General features: G+C 66.4%; 25 protein-coding genes and 1 tRNA gene. 10 read left to right on the top strand and 16 right to left on the bottom strand.

Annotation, left to right across the window (positions count from 1 at the left end; all coding sequences use genetic code 11):
- Positions 1-4: 4 nt before the first annotated feature.
- Positions 5-160 carry a hypothetical protein gene (locus V7E00_RS06120; protein ID WP_333571764.1) on the bottom strand — a complete coding sequence of 52 codons (156 nt, stop codon included), beginning with the start codon at positions 158-160 and terminating at the stop codon, positions 5-7.
- Between V7E00_RS06120 and V7E00_RS06115 the strand changes: the two genes are divergently transcribed.
- Complete coding sequence (locus tag V7E00_RS06115) at positions 153-2,009, top strand: methyl-accepting chemotaxis protein (protein WP_333571763.1); 1,857 nt, start codon at positions 153-155, stop codon at positions 2,007-2,009. The genes V7E00_RS06120 and V7E00_RS06115 overlap by 8 nt on opposite strands.
- 292 nt (positions 2,010-2,301) lie before the next feature.
- Here V7E00_RS06115 and V7E00_RS06110 read toward each other — a convergent pair whose 3' ends face one another.
- The 6 genes from V7E00_RS06110 to V7E00_RS06085 all read right to left on the bottom strand — a co-directional run bounded on the left by V7E00_RS06110 (position 2,302) and on the right by V7E00_RS06085 (position 6,404).
- Positions 2,302-2,580 (bottom strand): hypothetical protein, encoded by a 279-nt coding sequence (locus V7E00_RS06110; protein WP_333571762.1) that lies wholly within the window; start codon positions 2,578-2,580, stop codon positions 2,302-2,304.
- 479 nt (positions 2,581-3,059) lie between these two features.
- Positions 3,060-3,416, bottom strand: coding sequence for a tetratricopeptide repeat protein (locus V7E00_RS06105; protein ID WP_333571761.1), 357 nt, complete (start codon positions 3,414-3,416; stop codon positions 3,060-3,062).
- Between the two features lie 430 nt (positions 3,417-3,846).
- Positions 3,847-4,272: an ExbD/TolR family protein gene (locus V7E00_RS06100; RefSeq protein WP_333571760.1), complete on the bottom strand. Its 426-nt coding sequence runs from the start codon at positions 4,270-4,272 to the stop codon at positions 3,847-3,849.
- Between the two features lie 26 nt (positions 4,273-4,298).
- A complete protein-coding gene (locus tag V7E00_RS06095; RefSeq protein ID WP_313534471.1) occupies positions 4,299-4,778 on the bottom strand; it encodes an ExbD/TolR family protein in 480 nt (159 codons plus the stop codon).
- An 82-nt stretch (positions 4,779-4,860) separates the two neighbouring features.
- Complete coding sequence (locus tag V7E00_RS06090) at positions 4,861-5,664, bottom strand: MotA/TolQ/ExbB proton channel family protein (protein ID WP_333571759.1); 804 nt, start codon at positions 5,662-5,664, stop codon at positions 4,861-4,863.
- 62 nt (positions 5,665-5,726) lie between these two features.
- Positions 5,727-6,404 carry an energy transducer TonB gene (locus tag V7E00_RS06085; RefSeq protein WP_333571758.1) on the bottom strand — a complete coding sequence of 226 codons (678 nt, stop codon included), beginning with the start codon at positions 6,402-6,404 and terminating at the stop codon, positions 5,727-5,729.
- Positions 6,405-6,784: 380 nt separating this feature from the next.
- On the opposite strand from V7E00_RS06085, the gene V7E00_RS06080 reads away from it, so the two are divergent.
- A complete protein-coding gene (locus V7E00_RS06080; protein ID WP_333571757.1) occupies positions 6,785-7,468 on the top strand; it encodes a hypothetical protein in 684 nt (227 codons plus the stop codon).
- Between the two features lie 21 nt (positions 7,469-7,489).
- On the opposite strand, the gene V7E00_RS06075 is transcribed toward V7E00_RS06080, so the two are convergent.
- A complete protein-coding gene (locus V7E00_RS06075) occupies positions 7,490-7,861 on the bottom strand; it encodes a dihydroneopterin aldolase (protein ID WP_066716911.1) in 372 nt (123 codons plus the stop codon).
- Positions 7,862-8,043: 182 nt separating this feature from the next.
- Here V7E00_RS06075 and V7E00_RS06070 point away from each other — a divergent pair, with 182 nt between their 5' ends.
- From V7E00_RS06070 to V7E00_RS06055, 4 genes are read left to right on the top strand one after another with little or no spacing between them, the layout of a single operon-like run.
- Positions 8,044-8,565, top strand: coding sequence for a GNAT family N-acetyltransferase (locus V7E00_RS06070; protein WP_333571756.1), 522 nt, complete (start codon positions 8,044-8,046; stop codon positions 8,563-8,565).
- A gap of 46 nt (positions 8,566-8,611) precedes the next feature.
- Positions 8,612-9,178, top strand: a complete 567-nt coding sequence (locus V7E00_RS06065) for a DUF1285 domain-containing protein (RefSeq protein ID WP_333571755.1) — start codon at positions 8,612-8,614, stop codon at positions 9,176-9,178.
- Entirely contained in the window at positions 9,175-9,771 is a 597-nt protein-coding gene (locus V7E00_RS06060) for a CoA pyrophosphatase (protein ID WP_333571754.1), read from the top strand. The genes V7E00_RS06065 and V7E00_RS06060 overlap by 4 nt, the downstream gene beginning before the upstream one ends.
- On the top strand, positions 9,759-11,006 hold the full coding sequence (locus V7E00_RS06055; protein ID WP_333571753.1) for a CCA tRNA nucleotidyltransferase: 1,248 nt from the start codon (positions 9,759-9,761) through the stop codon (positions 11,004-11,006). Before V7E00_RS06060 ends, V7E00_RS06055 begins: the two co-directional genes overlap by 13 nt.
- Here the strand turns inward: V7E00_RS06055 and V7E00_RS06050 are convergent.
- From V7E00_RS06050 to V7E00_RS06040, 3 genes are all read right to left on the bottom strand, one after another.
- Positions 10,946-12,544: a putative bifunctional diguanylate cyclase/phosphodiesterase gene (locus V7E00_RS06050; RefSeq protein WP_333572387.1), complete on the bottom strand. Its 1,599-nt coding sequence runs from the start codon at positions 12,542-12,544 to the stop codon at positions 10,946-10,948. The two genes, V7E00_RS06055 and V7E00_RS06050, sit on opposite strands and share 61 nt — an antisense overlap.
- Positions 12,545-12,723: 179 nt before the next feature.
- Positions 12,724-14,964 (bottom strand): DNA topoisomerase IV subunit A, encoded by a 2,241-nt coding sequence (parC, locus tag V7E00_RS06045; RefSeq protein ID WP_333571752.1) that lies wholly within the window; start codon positions 14,962-14,964, stop codon positions 12,724-12,726.
- A gap of 83 nt (positions 14,965-15,047) precedes the next feature.
- Positions 15,048-16,052 carry a hypothetical protein gene (locus V7E00_RS06040; RefSeq protein ID WP_333571751.1) on the bottom strand — a complete coding sequence of 335 codons (1,005 nt, stop codon included), beginning with the start codon at positions 16,050-16,052 and terminating at the stop codon, positions 15,048-15,050.
- A gap of 241 nt (positions 16,053-16,293) precedes the next feature.
- On the opposite strand from V7E00_RS06040, the gene purC reads away from it, so the two are divergent.
- The 3 genes from purC (at position 16,294) to purQ (ending at position 18,170) form a co-directional block, all read left to right on the top strand.
- Positions 16,294-17,073, top strand: coding sequence for a phosphoribosylaminoimidazolesuccinocarboxamide synthase (gene purC, locus V7E00_RS06035; protein ID WP_333571750.1), 780 nt, complete (start codon positions 16,294-16,296; stop codon positions 17,071-17,073).
- 204 nt (positions 17,074-17,277) lie between these two features.
- Positions 17,278-17,508: a phosphoribosylformylglycinamidine synthase subunit PurS gene (gene purS, locus V7E00_RS06030; RefSeq protein WP_333571749.1), complete on the top strand. Its 231-nt coding sequence runs from the start codon at positions 17,278-17,280 to the stop codon at positions 17,506-17,508.
- A complete protein-coding gene (purQ, locus tag V7E00_RS06025; RefSeq protein ID WP_333571748.1) occupies positions 17,505-18,170 on the top strand; it encodes a phosphoribosylformylglycinamidine synthase subunit PurQ in 666 nt (221 codons plus the stop codon). Before purS ends, purQ begins: the two co-directional genes overlap by 4 nt.
- Before the next feature lie 57 nt (positions 18,171-18,227).
- Here the strand turns inward: purQ and V7E00_RS06020 are convergent, their stop codons facing one another.
- Together V7E00_RS06020 and V7E00_RS06015 are read right to left on the bottom strand one after the other, a co-directional pair.
- The gene (locus V7E00_RS06020) at positions 18,228-19,007 is read right to left on the bottom strand and encodes a sulfite exporter TauE/SafE family protein (protein WP_333571747.1); all 780 of its coding nucleotides are present in this window, start codon (positions 19,005-19,007) and stop codon (positions 18,228-18,230) included.
- Between the two features lie 109 nt (positions 19,008-19,116).
- Complete coding sequence (locus tag V7E00_RS06015) at positions 19,117-19,860, bottom strand: queuosine precursor transporter (protein WP_333571746.1); 744 nt, start codon at positions 19,858-19,860, stop codon at positions 19,117-19,119.
- Positions 19,861-19,922: 62 nt separating this feature from the next.
- Here V7E00_RS06015 and V7E00_RS06010 point away from each other — a divergent pair.
- A tRNA-Arg gene (locus V7E00_RS06010) sits at positions 19,923-19,999 on the top strand.
- Between the two features lie 15 nt (positions 20,000-20,014).
- Here V7E00_RS06010 and rtcA read toward each other — a convergent pair.
- From rtcA to V7E00_RS05995, 3 genes are read right to left on the bottom strand one after another with little or no spacing between them, the layout of a single operon-like run.
- Positions 20,015-21,037, bottom strand: a complete 1,023-nt coding sequence (gene rtcA / locus V7E00_RS06005; protein WP_333571745.1) for an RNA 3'-terminal phosphate cyclase — start codon at positions 21,035-21,037, stop codon at positions 20,015-20,017.
- Positions 21,034-21,825 (bottom strand): nucleotidyltransferase domain-containing protein, encoded by a 792-nt coding sequence (locus tag V7E00_RS06000; RefSeq protein WP_333571744.1) that lies wholly within the window; start codon positions 21,823-21,825, stop codon positions 21,034-21,036. The genes rtcA and V7E00_RS06000 overlap by 4 nt, the downstream gene beginning before the upstream one ends.
- A 39-nt stretch (positions 21,826-21,864) precedes the next feature.
- The gene (locus V7E00_RS05995; protein ID WP_333571743.1) at positions 21,865-23,088 is read right to left on the bottom strand and encodes an RtcB family protein; all 1,224 of its coding nucleotides are present in this window, start codon (positions 23,086-23,088) and stop codon (positions 21,865-21,867) included.
- Positions 23,089-23,444 lie beyond the last annotated feature (356 nt).

Here is a 23,444-nt window from a genome sequence, read left to right as displayed (position 1 = left end):
CCCTTCACTCCTCGTAATGGGAGACATGCATGTCTCCGTAGATGACCGGAGGTACAAGTGCGAAGCGCTCGGCCGGGTTTCCCTGCGCTATAATGAATACGGAGATTACCGCATTGAAGGCGCGCCAGGCGTCGCGGGTCCATTGCCACAGGATGAACACGCTCAAGCGATTCAACAACCTTCCGCTCGCCTCCAAGACGACGATCCTGACCGTCGGCGGCATGATGCTTCTGGCGATCGCGACGTTTTTTGTCGCCGACCGGGCGCTGACGCAGCGCGCGGCGCAGACCGCGGAGCAGCGGCAGGAAGTCAACATGCGCGTGGCCTGGAGCGTGCTGCACCATTATGGCAGTGACTTCCGGGTGGACGGCGAGGACCTCTATGTCGGCGACCACAAGCTGAACAACTGGGACGAGCCCGTCGATGAAGTGAAGCGCCTGGTGGGTGGCACCGCCACCATTTTCCGCGGCGACATGCGCGTGGCCACCAATGTGATGAAGCCGGAGGGCGGCCGTGCCGTCGGCACGCCGCTGGCGCGCAACGCCGCCTATGAAACGGTGCTGGACAAGGGCCAGACCTATCGTGGCAAGGCCGATATTCTCGGCAAGCCATTCTTCACCGCCTATGATCCCATCAAGGATGCGTCGGGCAAGACGATCGGCATCCTCTTCGTCGGCATCCCGGAAAGCGATGTAATGGGTGCCGTGGGGGGCGCGCGCTGGACGCTTGCACTTTCCGCAGCGGTGATCTCGGTGCTCGTCGCAGGCGCTGCCTGGTACGCTGGCCGCCGCATGTTCTCGCCGCTGGTGCAGATGACGGAGGCAATGCGCGCCCTCGCCGCCGGCAAGGTCGACATCGCCATTCCGGCCCACGCCGCCACCGACGAGATCGGCGCGATGGCCGAGGCGCTGCAACATTTCCGCACCTCCGAAATCGCCCGCCAGCAGGCAGAGACGCGCGACCGGCAGGCGCAGGCAGAACGCGAGCATGCGATGGAGGCGCTTGGACAGGCGCTGGCCAAGATCGCAGGTGGCGATCTCACCGCAGACATCGGGCACGACTTCCCGGCCGACTATGAAAAGCTCGCCACCAACTTCCGCACCGCGATCGGCAGCCTGCGCGAACTGATCGGCACGGTGCTGGAAGGCACCGCCTCGATCCGAACCGGCTCGCAGGAAATCGCCAGCGCCTCGGAGGATCTGGCGCGCCGCACCGAAGCCAATGCAGCGAGCCTCGAAGAGACCGCCGCCGCGATCACGCAGATGAACCAGCGCATCGACGCCACCGCGACCGCCGCCGGGGTAACGGTGGAGCGCGCTGACCAGGCGATCGGCGTGGTCGGCTCGGGCCGCTCGACCGCCGACGAGGCGGTGCAGGCGATGTCCCGCGTGTCCGACAGCGCCAAGGGCATCGACAGCGTCATCGAGGGCCTCGACAAGATCGCGTTCCAGACCCGCGTTCTCGCGATGAATGCGGCGGTCGAAGCCGGCCGAGCGGGTGAAGCGGGCCGCGGCTTCGCGGTCGTCGCCGACCTCGTCTCGGCGCTCGCGATGCGCGCCGAAGAAGAGGCGAAGCGGGCCCGCGACCAGCTGACCGTCACCCAGTCCGAGGTGGTGGTGGCGCGCGGCGCGGTCGAACGGGTGGACAGCGCGCTCGCCGCGATCGTCGACACCGTCGGCGAGGTGCACCAGTTGCTCGGCAGCATGGCGGCGGACAATCGTGCCCAGTCGACCGCTATCCGCGAGATCAGCACCGCAATCGGCGAAATGGACCGCGCAACGCAGCAGAATGCGGCGATGGTCGAGGAGACCTCCGCGGCCGCCCGCCAGCTCACCGATCAGGTTGCCCGGCTGGACGCGCATGCTTCGACCTTCCGCACCGGCGGGCAGCAGGCGCCGCTTCGCCGCCCCGTCCTGCGCTCGCAGGGCAACGCGGCAACCGACGCCGGGGCTACGCGCGCGGTTCCGGTGCAGGCGATGGCCGACAGCGGAGACTGGGCCAGCTTCTAGAAGGCGGCTCGGAGAGGCGGCGGCGCGCGCTGCCGAAGGATTGTCGGTTCTTCCCGCGCGCGCCACCCGAGCAGTTGGCCGGTGCATAGGTAACGATCAGCGAGGCCGCGGCACAGGGGGACCGCCGAACCGTCCGCGCTGACCGGGGCCCCCGTCGCCAGGCTCAACGGGGCGCAGGCTGAAACCCTTCTGCGCCCGACCTTGATCCCCCGTGCTGCGGCAGCTTCCCCGACAACTGCCCGGCCAGGCCGAAGCCCGCGTTCAGCTCCGGCAGGCGTGGAAGACCGCGGGCTCACGCACGATGCTGACTAGCTACCACTGTGCTGCCGTCGCGCTCGAACGTCACGCGAACCCCGTGACCCCAAGCTTGCCCCGGCCCCACCTCGACAAGAAGAAAACGACCCTCTCGCTTCGTGATGTAATGCCAGTTCGCGTTCGTGTCGCTGCAGGTCGGGACCTTGTAGTATCGCCTGGCGATCTCCGTCGCCACGTTGATCGCGCTGATCCGTTGCGCTTGGCTCAGCTCCGCCGACGGCTGTTGCGCGGGCGAGCAGGAAGCCAGCAAAGCCATGAAAGACAAGAGGCAGAATCCAGCTCTTGAAACGGCCATCGGTCCCGCCCCTCTCCAACAATCGAGCAAATCGATCTTTCGAGCATCGTACTGAAGTCGATGGCACGTATGGTCTCAGAACATCAACAGTACGGCAAGATCAGAAGGCCGATACATCGTCGCACCTCGGCAGGCAGCCAGAAGGGCTGCGGCCAACGCCCCGCAATGCATCTACCGCGATTGCGCCGGAATCTGTTGAAGAAGGCTGGAGTAGCTGCGAGTTCGCGCCAGGGAGCTTGCCGCATTCGGGCTCCGATTCCGCTCCCCTTTGTTGCCCCAGGACCTGCCCCCCAAGCGGCGTCTCCCGGGGCCTGATCGTCCCGGCCCTCTTCGCCCATTCACTTCGCGGCAAAAGGAAAAGCGCGCCGGCGGGGCCGAGCGCGCTTTTTCTTTGTCGGCAGGAAGGAAGCGGACCGGGGGGCGGTCCGCTACCGCTTGGCTCAACGCGAGGCGATATGCTGGCGCTGGCTCAGATAGCGAAGGCCGGCCTGCGCGATCGCGTGCGAGCCTGCGGTGCGATCGGTCGTGACCGTCATCTGCACGTCGTCCTTCTGGAGCACCTGCTCATACAGCGAACGCGCCTGCTCGGCACGGCCGGTCGCATAATAGACGGCAGCAAGGTTCAACTGCACTTCGGGGCGCGCGTCGGACCGCAGCTGGGTGAGGAGCTTCTGCTCGGCCCTGGAATAGGAGCCATTCATGATTTCGCGGGCCGCGAGGCTCGAGTCCTGCGCCATCGCGGGCGCGACAAGGCTCAGAACCGACACCGCGGCCGCCGCCACAAGTTTGATCGACATAACGCTCTCCTTCTCGTCGTTACACCAAGGTTGCATTTTTATGACACTTGGATGACGAAGAAGTGACACGTTCGCGACCAGGCCGCAACCCCGCATTTGGGCCTAGGCTGGCGAGCGCCGCTCGCAGTGCTCACGCAGATCTTATTGCTCTGCGCAACCTGAGCACCTGCAGGCACCTCTGCCATGGGACGGATGTGGGCGGCACGCGATGGCCGACTGCCTTGGTGCCCCCGCAGCTTGCCAGCAAGCGCGCACCACTGGGTGTGCGATCCAAGATCGAGCCACGCGACCCGACGTTTGGCACGTTCCGGGGAACCGCAAGCCGTGTTGCGCGACACACCTGGTTGAGCGCACCCGCCGCGAGCAACAGGCACAAAAAAAGGCGGCCCCGAAAGGCCGCCTTCTCAACATGCTCTGACCGGGCTGCGGATCAGAAATCGTTGCGGTACTGCTCGTTGCCGACGAAGCCGAGCTTCGTGACATTGGCCCGCTTGATGATCGCCAGCACGCGATCGACCACATCATACTTCGCCTGCGGATCCGGCTGGAAGTGCAGCTCGGGCTCCGGCGACTTCTGCAGCGACGCGTCCAGATACTGGCGCAGCATCACGTCGTTGATCGGCATGCTGTTCCAGAACACCTGGCCCTGCGCGTCGATATAGACCTTGTTCTTGTCCGGCTCGACGGGCGGTGCGCTGTTGTTGCTCGGCTGGGGAAGATCGACCTTCACCGCATGCGTCTGGACCGGAATGGTGATGATGAACATGATGAGGAGCACGAGCATGACGTCGATCAACGGCGTCGTGTTCATGTCCATCATCGGCTCGCCGTCATCACGGCCTGCGCTCATTGCCATTGTCGTAACTCCTTAAGCGAGACCGTTCAGAGCCGGGCGTTGTTCGAACCGGGCTCCGGTTCCGAGATGAAGCCGACCTTCACGAAACCCGCCATCTGCATCGTGTAGATGGTGCCGCCGATGCAGCGATAGGGCGTGTTGACGTCACCGCGGATATGAACTTCGGGAAGTTCAAGGCCGGCGGCGTTCGGGCCACCCTGGCGGTCGATCTCAGCCTTCAGCTTGGCGACCGCGCGGTCGAGCAGCTCGGTGTGATTGACCCGGGTCAGACCCCAGAAGATCTCACAACCGTCCGGGCCGCCCTTGACCGAGAGCGAAACATTCTCCGGCTTGGTAGTCGTCGGCTCGAACTGCACCTTCGGCAACGCGAGGTCGATCGTCTGGACCACAACGGGAACGGCGATGAGGAAGATGATCAGAAGAACCAGCATCACGTCGACGAGCGGCGTGGTGTTGATGTCCGACATCGGTGCGTCGTCGCCGCCGCTGCCTGTGCTAATCGCCATTGGGCGCTATCCTATCCTCTTGTGCGCCGGATCGGATCCGGCGGCAGGGCTACGCCGCGTGCGCAGCCCTGCGACCTTGGTCTTACGGGCGGGTCGGGGTGCCGCCGGTCTGGCCAGCGGTCGTGGTCGCCGGCTTCGCAGCAGCGACAGCGGCCGGCTTCTTCGCGGCAGCGGCGGTGGCCGGCTTCACGCGGCCGTCCGAGGCCAGGTAGCCGAGGACGTCGTTCGAGAACGCGTTCAGGTTCTCGGCGATCGCCTTGTTGCGGCGCTGCAGGAAGTTGAAGGCGAGCACGGCCGGCACGGCGACGACGAGGCCGAGTGCGGTCATGATGAGCGCTTCACCGACCGGGCCGGCGACGGCGTCGATCGAAGCCTGACCGGCCGAACCGATCTTGATGAGCGCGCGGTAGATGCCGATAACCGTACCGAACAGACCGATGAACGGCGAGGTAGCGCCGACGGTCGCGAGGAAGGCGAGACCGCCACCCAGCGCCGAGTTGATCGAGCCTTCCGAACGGGCCAGCGAACCGTGCAGCCAGTCATGCGCTTCGACCGGATCGGTCAGCAGCTTGTACTGCTCCTGCGCTTCCAGGCCGTCGTCGACGATCTGGCGATAGGCCGAGTTCTTCTCGAGCTTGGCCGCACCCTCGCGGAGGCTCGTCGAGCTCCAGAACGACTGGCGGACGCGCTTCGACTGGTTGATGATCTTCTGCTGCTCGAACAGCTTGGTGAAGAGGATGTAGAGCGACACGAAGAGCATGAGCACCAGGATGGTGAACACCGACTGCGAGATCAGGCCGCCTTCCTTCAGCGCCTGCTGGAGGCCGTAGGGGCTTTCGCCGCCCTTAGCTGCGGCGGCACCGGCAGCGAGAATGGTCGTGAGCATTGTCGAATCTTTCCCTTGCAAGAATATCTATCGTGGCTGGCACGCCGCCAGCCGGCGCTGCATTACTGATCCTGGAGACGCCAAGTGAAACGGAGCGTCTTCCGACCACCGGAAACCGGATTACCCGCAGCGTCGAGCGCTGGCGAATAGCGACCACGACGGGTAACCAATCGACAGGTTGCATCGTCGAGAGCACGCGAGCCCGACGACGACGTCACCTGACAGTCCGCGATACGCCCGTCAGGCTGGATCGAGAAGGTGATGCCGGTCGTGCCCTGCTCGCCCGCACGCTGCGACGCAGGAGGATAGTCCTCAGGCGTCACCCACGAAGCGGGGTTGCCCTTCGCAGCCGCGGCCTTGCTGATCGTAGGCGCGACCGGTGCCGGCGGAGCCGGCGGCGCGGGAGGCGCCGGCGGATTCACGGGCGGGGCCGGTGGGATGATCGGAGTATTCTGGATCGGCGGCGCAGGCGACTGGCTCTGCACGATGGCCGGCGGCACCACGACCTGGGTCGGGGGCGGCGGCACCGGCGTGTCCGGCGGCGGCGGCGGCGGCGGAATTTCCTCCGGCGGGGGCGGCGGCTCTTCGACCTCGAAGGTCTTCAGCTCTTCCGCCTTCTTCTTGATATATTGGTATGCCAGACCTGTGACGAAGGCATAACCCATGCCAGCCACGATGATAGCGACGATCACGATCGCTACCACACGACTGCCACTTACATTCCGGTCAGCGTAAGCCATTCGGCAACGTCACTCCCTCTAATCCTGCTTGCGACCCTGGCCGGCTGGCAGCCGCGCACAAGTCCGCTCGCCTCGGGTCACACTGCGCCCCTGATGGCGAGAGCACCGAGTCTGTATCGTGGCCCTTCCGACGACGCAAACTCTTTGTCGGACGAATTGGTCGTACAACGCGCCCATGGCAGAATTATTTCTGTATAAGATCGGCACAATCCGGTACCGGCACGGGCATGAAACACGCCCTACCCCTGCTGTTTTGTTGCGCTGCGGCATTCCCGGCGCTTGCGCAACCCGCCCCGCAAACGGCGCAAATCCGCCAAGAAGCGCAAAGTGGCTTACCCAGTTACGCCACCGTCGCCACGGCCATCGTTCAGGCCCCGCTGGTGATCGACGCACGGATCAGCGACATGATCCGGATCAAGGAAAATGCAGCGCCCGGTCTCGCAGCGGGACGGGCCCGCATCTACGTCACGGCCGATGTTCTGGCACTGATTCGCGGTAGCAGCGCCCTTCCCACCCAGATTTCGTACCTGGCGGACGTGCCGCTCGATTCTCGCGGCAAGCTACCCAAATTGAAGAAGCAGCGCGTGCTGCTGTTCGCGCGCCCCGTCGGCAACAAGCCCGGCGAGGTCCAGCTGACCGGCATCGACAGCCAGTATCTCTGGACGCCCGAGCTGGATGCGCGCACCCGCGGCATCACCCGGGAAGTGCTCGCGAGCGATGCGCCGCCGGCGATCACGGGGATCGGCAATGCCTTTCACGTACCTGGCGCGCTGCCGGGCGAAGGCGAGACGCAAGTCTTTCTGAAGACCGCCAACGGCGCGCCGATCTCGCTGCAGATCCTGCGGCGCCCCGGCGAGAAGCCGCACTGGGGCGTGTCGCTCGGCGACATCGTCGACCCTAATGCGGGCGCGCCCAAGCCCGAGACGCTGGCCTGGTACCGCCTCGCCTGCGGCCTGCCCAAGGCGCTGCCGGACGACGCGGTCAATGCCGAGACGCCCGACAATGCCGAAGCCGCACGGCAGGACTACCAGATCGTTCTTCGGGACCTGGGGCCCTGCGCCTGAGGCCGTCTCCGCTGCCGGCGCTCAGCGCCGGTGGCGGACCAGCGTGATGCCGATCGACTCGTCGGCCTCGGCGATCGCCAGCTTGACGATCCGCACCTCGACCCGGCGGACCCGCGCATCCGAGACGAACAGCGTCTCGCAAATATGGTCGGCGACCGCCTCGATCAGCGTGAAGTGGACATCCTTGGGGAGCGCGTCGGTCGCGGCATGCTTCAGATCGATATAGCTTTTGGACGCGCTGAGCGGCGTATCCGGCAGGAACCGCTCCGGCAGATCCAGATCCGCGATGACGGAGATGCGCAGCGGCTGCGGCAGATGCGTCTCCTCCGAGTACACTCCGGTGAGCACTTCCACCTCGAGGTCCATGACCTGAAGCTGCAATGAATCGGGCAATCCAACGGCCTTTCGTGGGGCAAAACAGGCGGGCGCCATAGCAGATCGCGCCGCCCGGAAAAGCCCGGGCCTTCCCGTGCAGATTCTGCATGTCTGTCGCTGAAATCCGCGCTTGCGCTGCGCGTCAGCCACGCTAAGGCGCCCGCCTTTCGGCATGGGGCCGAGGCGGGGAAGGATTCGCTGTGGTTCAGATGGTTGCGCTCGATGCGGTCGACCCGCACGCCGTCGAGGCGCTGCTCGACCGCGCCTTCGGGACCGATCGACACCTGCGCACTGCCTATCGCATCCGCCAGGGCACGCAGCCTATTCGCCCCTTCAGTTTTGCCGCGCTCACGCCGGAGGGCAAGCTCGCCGGCACGATCCAGACCTGGCCGGTGGCGCTTGCAAGCGATTCGGGCCCGATGGTGCCGCTGGTGATGGTGGGCCCGGTAGCGGTGGACCCCGCGTTGCAGCAGGGCGGCATCGGGCGCCGGCTGATGCAGGAAGCCCTCGATGCAGCGGATGTCAGCGCTCTCCCCGGCGCCGAAGGACTGATGCTGATCGGCGACCCCGAATATTATGGCCGCTTTTTCGGCTTCGACGCCAGCCGCACCGCCCGCTGGCGGCTGCCCGGACCGTTCGAACCGCACCGCCTGCTCGCACGGGGTGCGGCTGTGCCGAACTGCTCGGGCATGCTGGTCCCGCGGCTGCGCAAGGTCGCCTGAACCGCCGGGGGTTCGACAAAGCCTCCCGGCACGCTAAGGAAAAGCCATGCCGAACACGCCGCCTCCCGATTTCGCCAGCCTGTCGCTCGCCGAGATCGCCCGGCTTGCCGAAGAACATCGCCTGCCGCCTGTCGAAAGCTGGAACCCGGCGCATTGCGGGGACAGCGAGATGCGCATTGCCCGCGACGGCACCTGGTTTCATCAGGGCAGCCCGATCGGTCGCCCGGCGATGGTGCGGCTGTTCTCCACCATCCTGCGCCGCGAATCCGATGGCCGCTTCGTGCTGGTCACGCCGGTCGAGAAGCTGGACATCGCGGTGGAGGACGCGCCGTTCGTCGCGGTCGAGGTGAAGGTGGAAGGTGAAGGCGAGGCCATGCGGCTCGCCTTCCGGCTGAACACCGGAGACGTGGTAGTGGCGGGGCCGGAGCACCCGCTGCGGGTCGAGGCGCGTGACGATGGCCCTCACCCGTATCTCAGGGTGCGCGGCGGGCTCGATGCGCTGATTGCGCGCACCGTATATTATGAGCTCGCCCAGCTTGCCCTGGCACGAGAGGGTGCACTGCCTGGCGTCTGGAGCCAGGGCATGTTCTTCCCGCTAGAGCCGGCTGCATGAGGCTTGCCGAGCAGCTCCGCCGCGCATTGGCGAGCCGGCCGGCCCAGGCGACAACATTGCTGCCGGGCGACCATGCCGTTTTCGATCCGGCGCAGGTGCCGAGCGCGGCGGCCGTGCTGCTCGCGGTCACCGAGCGGGAGATGCCCGGCGTGCTGCTCACGCGTCGTAACGCCAATCTCCGCCGCCATGCCGGGCAGATCGCCTTTCCCGGCGGGCGGATCGACCCGGAGGACAAGGATCCCGTCGACGCGGCGCTGCGCGAAGCCGAGGAGGAGATCGCCCTGCCCCGCCGCCTTGTCGATGTGGTCGGCATCGTGGAAGAGTACCGCACGATCACCGGCTACCAGGTGACGCCGGTCATCGGCGTCGTCCCGCCGGACCTGACCCTCGTTCCTTCGGAAGCCGAGGTGGCGGAAGTGTTCGAGGTGCCGCTCGCCTTCCTGCTCGACAAAGCGAACCATCAGAAAAAACACGCGCTCTATCAAGGACAAGAGCGCCATTATTACGAGATAATGTGGAAAGACTATCGGATCTGGGGCGCCACGGCGGCGATGCTGGTCAACCTGTCGCGGCGGATGGCATGGCCCCGCTGACACTGCCGGAGACCGATTGGCGGACACGCCCGGGCCTCGACGCGCTGACCGATGTGCTGGGGGGGCAGCAAGGCTTGTCGCGCTTCGTCGGCGGCGCGGTGCGCGACGCGCTGCTCGGGATTCCCGTCGCCGATCTCGACCTCGCCACGGCGCTCTCCCCGGACGACGTGCTGGCGCGGCTGCGCGCGGCCGGCATCCGTGCCGTGCCCACCGGCCTTCAGCACGGCACGATTACCGCCGTCCTTGAGAGCGGCCCCGTGGAAGTCACGACGCTGCGCCGCGACGTGACGACAGATGGCCGGCATGCCACCGTCGCCTTCACCGATGACTGGCGCGAGGATGCCGCACGCCGCGACTTCACGATCAACGCGCTCTATGCCGATCCGAATACCGGCGCCCTGTTCGACTATTTCGGCGGGCTCGAGGATCTGGCCACACGGCGCGTTCGCTTCATCGGCGATCCGTTGCGGCGGATTGCCGAGGACCATCTGCGGATCCTCCGCTTCTTCCGCTTCCTCGCCCGCTTCGGCGACACGCCCGATGCGGAGGGGCTGGACGCCTGCACCGTGCGCGCGCGCGACCTGATGGCGCTGAGCCGGGAGCGGATCCGCGATGAGCTGCTCAAGCTGCTGGTCGCGCGCGATGCCGTTCGCGTCGTCACGCTGATGCTGGCCCGGGGCATTCTGGAGCCGGTGGTGCCGGAGATCGTGACGGCAGATCGGCTGGACGCGCTGGCAGCGCGGGAAGCGCAGCTGGGGGCCATGCCGGATCCGGTCCGGCGGCTCGCAGCCCTCCTGCCCCGCGATGCGGCACTGGGCGACGGGATCGGCGCTCGCCTCAAGCTCTCCAACGCGCAGCGCAAGCGCCTCGTGCTCGCCCTGACCGATGGAGGAACGGACAATGCCCGGGCGCTCGCCTACCGAATTGGCCGGGAAGCAGCCGAAGATCGCCTGTTGCTGGCAGCCGCGAGCGACGGGGAAGCGATGCACGGCTGGCAGCAGCTTGCCGGTTGGGAGATTCCCCGGCTGCCGGTGACGGGCGGCGGCCTGGTCGAGCGCGGCCTCGCCAAGGGGCCGGACGTGGCGCGCGCGCTGCGTGCCATCGAGGATCAGTGGATCGCGGAAGGCTTCGCCGATGCGCCCCGTGCGGAGGCGATCGCCGATGCCGTGGTCGCTCAGGCCTTGAACGCCCCGATCAGCGCGAAGGCAGCGTCGCCAGGCACCGGCCGGGAGTAATGATAGCCTTGGCCATAGGTGCAGCCTAGCGCGCCCAGCGTCTGGGCAAGCTCCGGCGTCTCGATCCCTTCGGCGGTGGTCTGCATGCCCAGCGCATAGGCAAGGCTGAGGATTGCCCGGATGATCGCCACCTTGTCGCGATCGGCAAGCATGCCGGTCACGAAGCTGCGGTCGATCTTCAGCACGTCGATCGGCAGCTTCTGCAGATAGGCGAGGTTGGAATAGCCTGTGCCGAAATCGTCCATTGCCAGCGTGGTGCCGAGGTCCTTCAGCGCCGACATGGTCTGGGCGATACGGTCGGGATCGCTGACGATCGCGCTCTCGGTCAGCTCGAGCGTGAAGCGCGAGCCGGGCATGGCGTGCCGGTCGAGGGCGGTCTTCACCATCGCACCGATCTGGTCGCGCTGGAGCTGGATCGCCGAGAGGTTGACGGCGATCTTCACGCCGCAGTCACCGCCGGCGCGCGCATCCCATTCCGCCAGCGTGCGCGCGGCCTCTTCCATCGCCCACCGGCCGAGGGGGACGATCAGGCCCGATTCTTCCGCGACGGGAATGAATGCGTTGGGCGAGATGGAAACCCCATCGTCGTTGGTCCAGCGGGCCAGCGCCTCGAACGAGGTGATGTGGCCGGTGCCCAGATCGCAGATCGGCTGGAAGTTCAGCGTCATGCAGCCATTTTCGATGGCGCGGCGCAGCTCCGTCTCGATTGCGAACTGCTCGCGGGCAAGGTCGAAGGCGCGGGTGTGGTAGAATTCGGTGTGGCCGCTCTTCTTCGCGCGGCGCACCGCGAGCTGGGCATTGCGCACCAGATCCTCGGGGTCACCGTCAATGTCCTGACCGAGCGCGATGCCGATCGAACAGTCGACGCGGATCTCGAAATTCGAAAGGCGGAACGGGTTGGTGAAGGCCGCGTGCACACGCTTGGCTACCTGCACGGCATCGTCGGCACCGTCGTCCAGCGCCATCAGCACGCCGAATTCGTCGCCGCCGATGCGTGCCAGCACGTCCCGTCCACGCAGGGCCCCCTTGATGCGGCGCGCGACCGAGATCAGCAGTTCGTCGCCCGCCAGCGCGCCCATGCAGGCGTTGACGCGGCTGAAGCGATCGAGATTGATCACCAGTACCGAATAATGCGCGGCATCCTCCGCGCCGGTGCGCGTTTCCAGCTCGTCGGAAAAGCCGGCGCGGTTTGGCAGGCCGGTGAGGCTGTCCGTCGCCATTTCACGGCGCAGGCTCTGTTCGGTGCGCAGCTCGGAAGTCTGGTCGACCAACGTGATCAGGCAGCGCGGCTCCGACGGCGCGCGGCGCGCGAGCACCACACGGAAGTGACGGCTGTCGACCTCGCCGCCGAACCGCCAGGCGATTTCCTCGCGGTCGCTGTCAGAGGCAAGGAACTGCCCGATCCGCGCACCCAGCAGCTGGACGACGGGCGATTCCTGTGCGGTACAGCCCAGCCCGGCGACGCGGAAAGGCGCATTGACGGCGGCAAAGACGTACCGGCCGTCCTGGATCTCCAGCACCGCCGCGGGGATCGGCATGAGCTCGAGCAGCCCGTCGGTGCCCGCCGGCAGCGGCAATGCGGGGTCATCCGTCCGTGGAGCAGGCTCCACCGTACGCACACTGAAAGCCCGGACCCTACGAAACGCCATCCCCTCCGCTATAGCCGCAAACTAGTTAAGGCGCTCTGAAGGGCGCGTGCATCACACGGTTTTGACGATCAAAATCTGTTGTCGCGAGGGAAGCCGGTCGGCGGCATCCGCCCGGCGGCACCGCGCGCGGCGCGCCAGGGCATCACGTCCGGTTCGGACCGGTAGCGCTCCTGCTCGCCGCCCATGCGCCAGCGCAGGCCGTCAGCGAACTTGAAGGTGATCACGTCCGACAGGCCGCCGTCGCGATAGCGCTGGAGCTGCACCCCCTGCCCGCGCGTCATCTCCGCCACTTCGGATAGTGGGAAGACCAGCATCTTTCGATTGTCACCGATCGCCGCGACGAAGTCGTCCTCGGGGCCGATCGGGCGGACGAGCTTGAGGTGCGCGCCCGGCCGCGGCGTGACCACCTGCTTGCCCTTGCGCGTCTCGGCAATCACTTCCTGGCTGCTCACGACAAAGCCGCGCCCGTCGCTGGCCGCCACCAGCAGCTTGGGCGCCGCACTGGCGGGCAGCAGGTTGACGATGTGCCGCTCCGCCTCGAGGTCGATCATCAGCCGCACCGGCTCGCCAAAGCCGCGGCCACCGGGCAGCTTGTCCGCCCCGAGCGTGTAGAAGCGACCGTTATCGGCGGCGAGCAGCAGCTTGTCGGTGGTCTGGGCGTGGAAGGCCAGCAGCAGCCCGTCGCCTTCCTTGAACTTCAGCGCCTCGCCGGTGACGTCCTCGACATGCCCCTTCATCGCGCGGATCCAGCCGCGTTGGGAAAGGATGACGGTGATCGGCTCGCGCTCGATCATCGCCTCCAGCGGGATCTCGCGGGCAGGCGCCATCTCGACGATCGCGGTGCGGCGGGCACCGAGCGGCGTCTCCAGCCCATAGCGCGTGATCATCTTGCCGAGCGCGCGCTTCATCCAGGTGCGCTGGCGGGCTTCGGAGCCGAGCAACGTGTCCAGCTCGGCCTGCTCCTTCTCCAGCTTCTCCTGCTCGCGGCGGAGTTCCATTTCCTCCAGCTTGCGCAGCGAACGCAGGCGCATGTTGAGGATCGCCTCGGCCTGGCGGTCGGTCAGGTCGAACTCGGCCATCATGATCGGCTTGGGCTCGTCCTCGGTGCGGATGATCTCGATCACCCGATCGAGGTTGAGATAGGCGGTGATATAGCCGCGCAGCAGCTCCAGCCGGTCGGCGATCTTTTCCAGCCGGTGCTGCGACTTGCGCTGCAGCACCACGAACTGGTGCTCCAGCCAGCCCGCGAGCGCCTCGGCCAGGCTCATCACCCGCGGCGTGCGGTTCTTGTCGAGCACGTTGAGGTTGAGCGGTACGCGCACTTCGAGGTCGGACAGGCGATAGAGGCTGTCCATCAGCGTATCGGCGTCGACGGTGCGGCTGCGCGGTTCGAGGACGATGCGAATGTCTTCCGCCGATTCGTCGCGGACGTCGCCGAGGATCGGAAGCTTCTTGTCGTTGATCAGCGCGGCGATGCCCTCGATCAGCTTTCCCTTCTGCACGCCGTACGGGATCTCGCTGACGACGAGGTGCCAGCCCCCGCCCTTCTCGGTCACCTTCTCGATCTTGGCGCGCACGCGGAAGCTGCCGCGCCCGGTGGTATAGGCCTCCGCGATCGCCGCAGGGCTGTCGACCGCGATGCCGCCGGTCGGGAAATCAGGCCCCTTCACGAACTCGAGCACGTTCGCCTGTGGATTGTCGATCAGCGCGACCGCGGCCTGCATCAGTTCGGCGGCGTTGTGAGGCGGAATGCTGGTTGCCATGCCCACGGCGATGCCGGCGGCGCCATTGGCAAGCAGATTGGGGAAGAGGCCGGGGAACAGCTCCGGCTCCTCGTCTTCGCCATTGTAGGTGGGGCGGAAGTCGACGGCATTTTCGTCAAGGCCGTCCATCAGGTCGATCGCGACCTGGGTCAGCCGCGCCTCGGTATAGCGATAGGCCGCAGCGTTATCGCCGTCGATGTTGCCGAAATTGCCCTGCCCGTCGACCAGCGGATAGCGCAGCGCGAAGGTCTGCGCGAGGCGGACCATCGCGTCGTAGACCGAGGCGTCGCCATGCGGGTGATACTTACCGATGACATCACCGACGACGCGCGCGCACTTCTTGTACCCGCTCGCCGGGTCGAGCCGCAGCAGCCGCATTGCCCAGAGCAGCCGACGATGCACCGGCTTGAGCCCGTCGCGCACGTCAGGCAGCGAGCGCGCCGTGATCGTCGACAGCGCGTAGACCAGGTAGCGCTCGGAAAGCGCGCTGTCGAAGGGGACGTCGGAGGCGCCGGAGGGTTCGGAAACGTCGGTATCGAGGGTCATCACGCACTGGATAGCAGGCACGAGGGGAAAACGCCAAGGGCGTTCCCCTTATGATCCGCATCCTTCACCAGATTGTTTCGGGATCAGCCGATCAGGTGGCGGAAGAAGCTGCGGTTCCTCGCAATCATCGGCCGCAGATGTTCCGGCACGTCGCGCAGCTTCAGCTTGCGGATGAAGGGTGTGCGATGCGATGGGCCGATGGAGACGAGCAGCGAGAGCATGCCGCGGCGGTTGGCCGGCGGCGTTCCCCGGTGCAGCGCGAAGGTGTTGACGAAGTACACGTCGCCCTTGTCCGCCAGGACCACCCCGGCGCCCATCGATTGCTGGACCGCCTCCAGTTCCTCGTCGCGGAAGCGACGCGCCTCGTAGTAGTCACGAAGCCCGGACGTCTTCGGAATCAGCTCCAGCGGCCCGTCCGCGCGGGTCTCGATCGGCGAGAGTGGCACGAACACGCGGATAAAGTTGAGCGGCTCGATGCAATCGCGGTGCCACTTCTGGTTCTGGTAGGCGAAGCCAACCGGCTGCGAGATCCACGCCCAAGCCCAGCTGAGCGCCGCGCGCGGCCCGAGGGTTTCGCGGCAAAAGGCGATGAGATCCGGATTGCTGCAAATCTCCAGAAATGCCGGATCGTCGAACAGGCGCTGCGCATCCATGTAGAGGAAAGGGTGATCCGAAGCCTCCGGTGCACCCACATGCTCGAACCCGGGCAGATAGGGATCGGTGAAGGTCTGCGGCGCGAACATCGATGCGGCCATGCGATCGACGAGGGCAGGATCGAGCATCTTCTCGGCGAAGTGGAAGTCGAGATCGTTGAACTCGGCGGCGCGCGGCGTGCGGCCTACCCGGGCGAACGGCGCGCGCAGCAGCCGTTCGATCCGGCCGAGCTTGCGCAGTCGACTGGGATCATTGGACTTGCAGCGCAACCAGAAGATGTAGTTGTAGGCATAATTGTAGAACGCCGTGTGGCGCAGCCGGCCGACGCGCGTGTCCCGCCGAATTCCGGCGGCGACCTGCGACACATAGGGCTTGATGCCGGCTTCCGGCGTGTGGTCGAGCCCCACCAGCAATGCCTTGCCCAAGCGCGTCATCGTTCGTTCCACCCCTAACCTGTGCTTCTTCCCATTTTAGGACGTTCCGGGCGCAACCGGGCACATCAGCCACTTTTGCGGGGCGCAACGCCACCGCCGATCCGGCGCACCGCCTTGGATCTACGCCGCATTGCACCCCCGCCCCCCTTGGGGTATAGCGCGAGGCCTTCCAGAGCCCCGGCGGTCACGCGGAGAAATCCCGTGGAGCCGGGGCAACGCATTTCCAAGGGACTAGGCCGACATGGCACGCCGCCGGCAAATCTACGAAGGCAAGGCTAAGATCCTCTATGAGGGTCCGGAGCCGGGCACGCTGATCCAGTATTTCAAGGACGACGCAACGGCCTTCAATGCCCAGAAAAAGGGCACGATCAACGGCAAGGGCGTGCTCAACAACCGCATCAGCGAGCATGTCTTCACCCTGCTCGGCGGCATCGGCATTCCCACCCACTTCATCCGCCGCCTCAACATGCGCGAGCAGCTGATCCGCCAGGTCGAGATCGTGCCGATCGAGGTTGTGGTGCGCAATGTCGTCGCCGGCTCGCTGGCGAAGAAGCTCGGCATCGAGGAAGGCACGCCGCTGCCCCGCACGATCGTCGAATATTACTACAAGGACGATGCGCTCGGCGACCCGATGGTCACCGACGAGCACATCCTGGCCTTCGGCTGGGCCGCGCAGGAAGAACTGCACGACATGGCCGACATGGCGATCCGCGTGAACGACTTCCTCTCGGGCCTGTTCGCCGGCATCGGCATCCGCCTGGTCGACTTCAAGCTGGAGTTCGGCCGGATTTGGGAGAATGAATATCCCCGGATCATCCTGGCCGACGAGATCAGCCCCGATGGCTGCCGCCTGTGGGATATCGCCTCGGGCGAGAAGCTCGACAAGGATCGCTTCCGTCGCGATCTGGGCGGCGAAGTCGAGGCCTATCAGGAAGTGGCCCGCCGTCTCGGCCTGTTCCCCGAAGGCGATGCTTCCGACGTTCTCGACCTCGAGACGCACCGCAAGAAGCGGGGCAAGTAAGTTTCGACAGATCCTCCCCTGCAAGGGGAGGTGGCATGCCGCAGGCATGACGGAGGGGTGTCCCCGTTGGTACGGCGGGGCGCCCCTTCGCCGTTTTCACCCCTCCGTCGCTTCGCGACACCTCCCCTTGCAGGGGAGGATCTTCATGCCTTGCCCCGCGTTTTACCGTTGCGACTTTCGCCTCGTCGCGCCATAGGCCCGGCCATGAAACTCCGCATCATCGTCACCTTGAAGAACGGCGTGCTCGACCCGCAGGGCAAGGCCATTCAGAACGCGCTTGGCGGCCTCGGTTTCGAGGGCGTCGAGGATGTCCGCGCCGGCAAGATCTTCGAGCTGGACGTCGCCGATTCGACCAGCGACGCCGCTGTGGACGAGATGTGCCGCAAGCTGCTCGCCAACACGGTGATCGAGAACTACCGGGTCGAAAAGCTGTGAAGACCGCGGTCATCGTCTTCCCCGGCTCCAACTGCGATCGCGACATCGCGGTCGCGCTGGAGAGCGTGACCGGCACCAAGCCGCACATGGTGTGGCACGGCGACAGCGAACTGCCGGAAGGCCTGGGCCTGATCGCCCTGCCCGGCGGCTTCTCCTATGGCGATTACCTGCGCTGCGGCGCCATCGCTGCGCGTTCGCCGGTCGTGAAGGCAGTGGTGGAAGCGGCCAATCGCGGCACGCCGGTGATCGGCATCTGCAACGGCTTCCAGATCCTCACCGAAACCGGGCTGCTGCCGGGCGCGCTGATGCGCAACGCCGGTCTCGATTTCGTGTGCCGCGACGTGCCGCTGACGGTGGAGAATGCGCAGTCGATGTTCACCAGCGCCTATCAGGCGGGTGAAACGCTCTCGATCCCCGTCGCGCATCATGACGGCAACTACTTCGCCGATGCCGAGACGCTGGATCGCCTGGAGGGCGAGGGCCGCGTGGCATTCCGCTATGGCCGGAACATCAACGGCTCGGCGCGGGGCATCGCAGGCGTGATGAACGCTGCCGGCAACGTGCTCGGCATGATGCCCCATCCGGAGCGCAAGATCGAAGCCGCCCATGGCGGCACCGACGGTCGCCGGCTGTTTGAAGGGCTGCTCGCCGCGGTCGCCTGACCGCGGCATCTTTCCACTGATCTACGCGGTCACCTCGCTGCGACCGCGTCTTCCTTCTCAGAAAAGCATCTTCAGCCCCACCACCGCCAGCGTGGCCGCCAGGATCGGCACCAGCACCTTGTCCGAGGTGCGCGTCGCCAGCAGGCTGCCGAGGATGATCCCGGGAATCGATCCGGCGAGCAGCGAAACCAGCAGCGCGCCGTTGACCGACCCGAGCATCCAGTGGCCCAGCCCGGCGAGCAGGGTCAGCGGCACGGCATGGGCGATATCCGATCCGACCAGCCGCTTCACTTCCTGGTGCGGGTAGAGCATCAGCAGCGCCGTCATGCCCAGCGCGCCCGCACCGACCGAGGTGAGCGATACCAGCAGGCCGAGCACGGCGCCAAGCGCGATCGTGATATAGCCGATCCGCGCCTCGCCCAGCCGTTCGAACCGCGGCGCCATGAAAGTCACCAGGCGTGCCCGGAAGAACGTGGCGATCGCCGTCACCACCAGCGCGACGCCGAGCGTCACCGTGATCAGCCCCCCGCTGTTCTTCGCATGCTCCTGCGCGTTCGACAGGAACAGCAGCGTCAGGATGGTCGCGGGCACGCTGCCATAGGCGAGGCGCCGCACCACCTTCCAGTCAATCGTGCCGTGCAAGCCGTGCACCCCTGCCCCCACGGTCTTGGTCGCGGAGGCGTAGAGCAGGTCGGTGCCGACGGCGGTCGCCGGATGGAAGCCGAAGGCAAGCACCAGCAGCGGCGTCATCAGCGAGCCGCCGCCGACACCTGTCATGCCGACGAGCAGCCCGACGAGCACCCCGGCGATGGAATAGAGCGGATTGATCGCGAGCACGGGAATCCTTGAAACCGATTTCCCAGCAGCATGCGGGGATTTTAGCCGAACGCCAGAAAGATTTGGTTTCAGGCCTCCGCGCGGGTCCCCGCTTGCGACCGGCCGCGCTTCAGACGCGGGTGGCGAAGGGCGTGAAGTCCGTGCCTTCGTCGAACACGTCCACGCCTTCCGCCCGCTTGAGGAATCCCACCACGAGATAGGTCAGCGGCGTCAGCAGCACTTCCCAGGCGACCTTGAGCGCCCACTGCGTGAACAGCACCTTGATCACCAGCGCGTTGGTCCACCCCTCCGCGCCCCAGAAGGCGAGCGGGTAGAAGATCAGGCTGTCGATCGCCTGCCCTGCCACCGTCGAGCCGACGGTGCGCGTCCACAGCATCCGCCCGCCGGTCCACAGCTTCATGCGCGCCAGCACATAGGAGTTCACGAACTCGCCCGCCCAGAAGGCGCAGACCGAGGCGACCACGATCCGGGGCACCTGGCCGAAGATCACTTCATAGGCCGCCTGATTCGTCCAGTCGGGGGCGGGCGGCAGTTCCACCACCACCCACGACATGAAGGCCATGAACAGCACCGCCGCCGTCCCCGCCCAGATCACTCGCCGGGCCCGCGCATAGCCATAGACCTCGGTCAGCACGTCGCCGATGATGTACGAGATCGGAAAGAACAGGATGCCCGCGCCGAACGGCCAATAGCCGACTCCCGGCAGCCAGATCTGCGCCACCTTGCCGGCGCCGATCACGTTCGACAGCAGGATGATCGCGACAAAGGCGGCCATCACGAAATCAAAATAGCGGAAATGCCCGCCGGCGAGGCTGCGGGCGGTGACGTGGGCGGGGCGTGACGGGGTATGCATTGCACTGCACTATGCGAGGCGTTTGCCTGCTACGCAATCTGCGCCTAAAGGCATCCCCGCGCGCGCCCGTAGCTCAGTTGGATAGAGCACGAGCCTTCTAAGCTTGGGGCCGCTGGTTCGAATCCAGCCGGGCGCGCCAACAGGGATGACACCGTCACCCGATCGCCTCCTGTGCCAGATGACACCCGTTCGGCTGCTGCTCAAAGGCCCAGCGACGCCCCGTGAAGCGGGCGATGATGTCGCAGGCCGTCAAAGCATGTTGGCTGGGTTTCACCGTCGTGAAGCTACCGCCGCCGGCCAGGGCGAACGGCAGCAGCAGTTGATCCGCGAGATAAGGGCCGGCGAAGGCGTCCGACGTCAGGAACCCCGCCATGCGACGTGCAGCCGTCTTCGCGAGCGCCTCCGCCGAGACGCCGAGCTTGCCGAAGCCGCTGACGATTTCGATTCCGTGCTCGAACTCGGCTTCGAGCAGCAGCACGTTGCCGGGCCCCTGTTCGTCCGGCAGCTGGCGCACGGCGAACGCTGCATCCGGCCATTCGGGTAGCAGCCGCCGCACGGTCGCGAGTTCGCGCTCCGCGACGTTGTCCGGCAAGGCCGCGAACAGCGCCGTCGCCGATACCGCACGAAGATCGCCGCGATCGACGCAGTCGATCGGCGTGAGCGCGCCTGGCCGGATATCCACTTCGATCCGGCCGCCGCCGCGGGGATAGAAGCCGTGGCGCACCAGGCGCAGATCCACCTGCGCACCCATTCGCCGCAGCACCGGCACGAACGCCTTGGCGACGAACTCGAGCGGCGGTGCGAGCATGTTGTGCGTCCCGCCCTCCAGCACGAGCCGTGAGGGCGCGTCGGCCAGCAGCAGCGGCATCAGCAGCGTCTGGAGCACCAGGCCGGTGCTGCCGGCGGTGCCTACCGCGAAACGATACTCGCCCGGCACGACCTTGCCCGGCGTGAAGCTGAAGTTGGCGGCGCCCACCGCCACGCCCTCGCAAGTAGCGCCGCCGATCGCGCACGCCGCCTCGATGGCAGTGACATGCTGGCGCATCAGCCCGGGCTTCTCGCGCTTGCCGCGCGCATTGGTGATGCGGAAGGGCTGGCCGGTGACGAGCGACAGCGCGCACGCATTGCGCACCACCTGCCCGCCGCCCTCGCCTTCCGATCCGTCGATGGTAATCATGAATTTGCCATTTCCAAAAAGAGTGCATCTGCGCGGCCGACGAAATCGTCGCGCATGGTGCGGGCCGGCAGATCGCCTGCCCGGTCGAGCTCGCTGCGGATCAGTGCATCCAGTTCGGACAGCCTGGTGCCGTTCGCGCGCTCGTTGGTGCGCGCCTTGGCCGCAACCAGCGCGTCAATCTGCGCCGCCAACGGCACCGGCAGATCGCTGGCGGCGACCAGCGCCTGCAGGTTCATGGGTGGCCGCACCTGGGGGTTCAGGCGGAGTGCGCGGATGGTGAGCGCCGGGCGGAGCGCGTAGAAATACTGTTTCACCGGCACCGCCTCGTCACCGCCGAGCCAGCGCTCGGCCGACTGCCGCCCGGCGCTCGCATAATGATGCGCGAGCGCGCGGGGGTTCAGCAGATCGTCTGCCAGTGCCGCCAACCGGGGCACGAAGGGATCGTCCGGCCGATAGCGAATCGGGGATTCGATCCACTCGCTCACCGTCGCATTGGACTTGAGCAGCAGGCCCAGCGCCTTGCGCACGTCCCAGCCATTCAGGTCGATCTCGTCGACGATCGGCTGCTCGATCACGTCGCGACGGGGCGACAGCGAAAGATACCAGTCGCGCGGCCGCACGTAGAGGAAGCGCACGTCATAGTCGCTGTCCGGGGACGGAAACCCCCAGGCGCGCGAGCCGGACTCGATCGCGAGCAGCAGGCGCACGCCTTCACGCGCCTCGATGTCGGCCAGTCGCGTCTCGATGTCGCGGCGGATATTGGGGGCTATAGCCCCGTCGAAAACCATGATCCGTTCCTGTGGCAGGCGGGTGATGCGCGCGAAAGGTCACCCCTTCACGCACACCACCTGCTTCAACGTGTGGACGATCTCCACCAGATCGGCCTGGGCGGCCATTACGGCTTCGATCGGCTTGTAGGCCCTGGGCGTCTCGTCGATCACGCCCTCGTCCTTGCGGCAGGCGACGCCCGCCGTGTCGGCGACATGCTCGTCGAGCGTCACCAGCTTCTTTGCCGCGGTGCGCGACATCACGCGCCCCGCGCCGTGGCTGCAGCTGTCGAACGACTCCGGATTGCCCAGCCCGCGCACGATGAACGACTTGGCGCCCATCGAACCCGGGATGATCCCCAGCACGCCCTTAGCCGCGCGCACCGCCCCCTTGCGGGTGACCAGCACATTCTCGCCGAAATGGTTCTCGCGCGTCACATAGTTGTGGTGGCAGTTCACCGCCTCCAGCTCCGCGTCGAACGGCGTGGCAATCTGCCCGCGCAAGGCGCCAATGACGTTGGTCATCATCATCCGCCGATTGAGCGCAGCATAGTCCTGCGCCCAGCCGACCGCCTCGACATAGTCGTCGAAATGGTCGGTCCCTTCCGGGAAATAGGCGAGGTCCTGATCGGGCAGGTTGATGTGCCATTTGCGCATGTCCTGCTTCGCCAGTTCGATGAAGAAGGTGCCGATCGCGTTGCCGACGCCGCGCGAGCCAGAATGCAGCATCACCCACACCCGCTGCTCCTGGTCCAGACACAGCTCGATGAAGTGGTTGCCGGTGCCGAGCGTACCCAGGTGGCTGAGGTTGTTGGTGTTCTTCAGCCGCGGATATTTGTCGGTGATGCGCTCGAAGCGGGCGGCGAGCGTCGCCCATGCCTCGACGATCGCCGGGGGCGGCGCGCCCCACGCACCATGGTCGCGCTTTCCCCGGCCGACCGAACGGCCGTGCGGCACCGCCTGCTCGATCGCTGAGCGGATGCCCTCCAGATTGTCGGGCAGATCGCTCGCCACCAGCGAGGTGCGCGCGGCCATCATGCCGCAGCCGATGTCGACGCCCACCGCCGCCGGAATCACCGCACCCTTGGTCGGGATCACGGAGCCGACGGTCGCGCCGATGCCGACATGCACGTCGGGCATCGCCGCCACGTGGCGGAACACGAACGGCATCTGCGCCGCGCGGGTAAGCTGAGCGCGCGCGCCGTCTTCGACCGGCACGCCGCGGGTCCACATCTTGATCGGCACGCCGCCTTCGACATGCTGGTGTTCATAGATCGCAGTCATGTTGACCTCCTAGTTTCTTCTGATGCCGGCGACGAGGCGTGGCGAGACATTTTCCGGATCCATCCGGCTTGCCGGAGGCGGAGTCGGACCGCCAACCTCCCGCATTTCTGCGGGTGCTCTGACCGGGGGTCCCGCCCGCATTCGCCAGCCTGATGGCTCGTCGCGCCGACAAGGATTGGGAAAGACTCCGGGGCGGCTTCGTGAGCGCGCGTATCGGCCGGAAGCAGCTTCGCGATCGCCGAAGCGAAAAGCCCCCTGTTCGCCATTGCCTCCTATCCTTCTGCGGATCCCGGGGGCGACCGGCCCATTCCAGCCGCCCCACCTTTCCGCTCCATCGGATCCAGGAAGTGCCCGAT

The sequence above is a fragment of the Sphingomonas sp. genome, assembly GCF_036731925.1.
Taxonomy (GTDB): Bacteria; Pseudomonadota; Alphaproteobacteria; order Sphingomonadales; family Sphingomonadaceae; genus Sphingomonas.
This window is presented reverse-complemented; position numbering and strand designations above follow the sequence as displayed.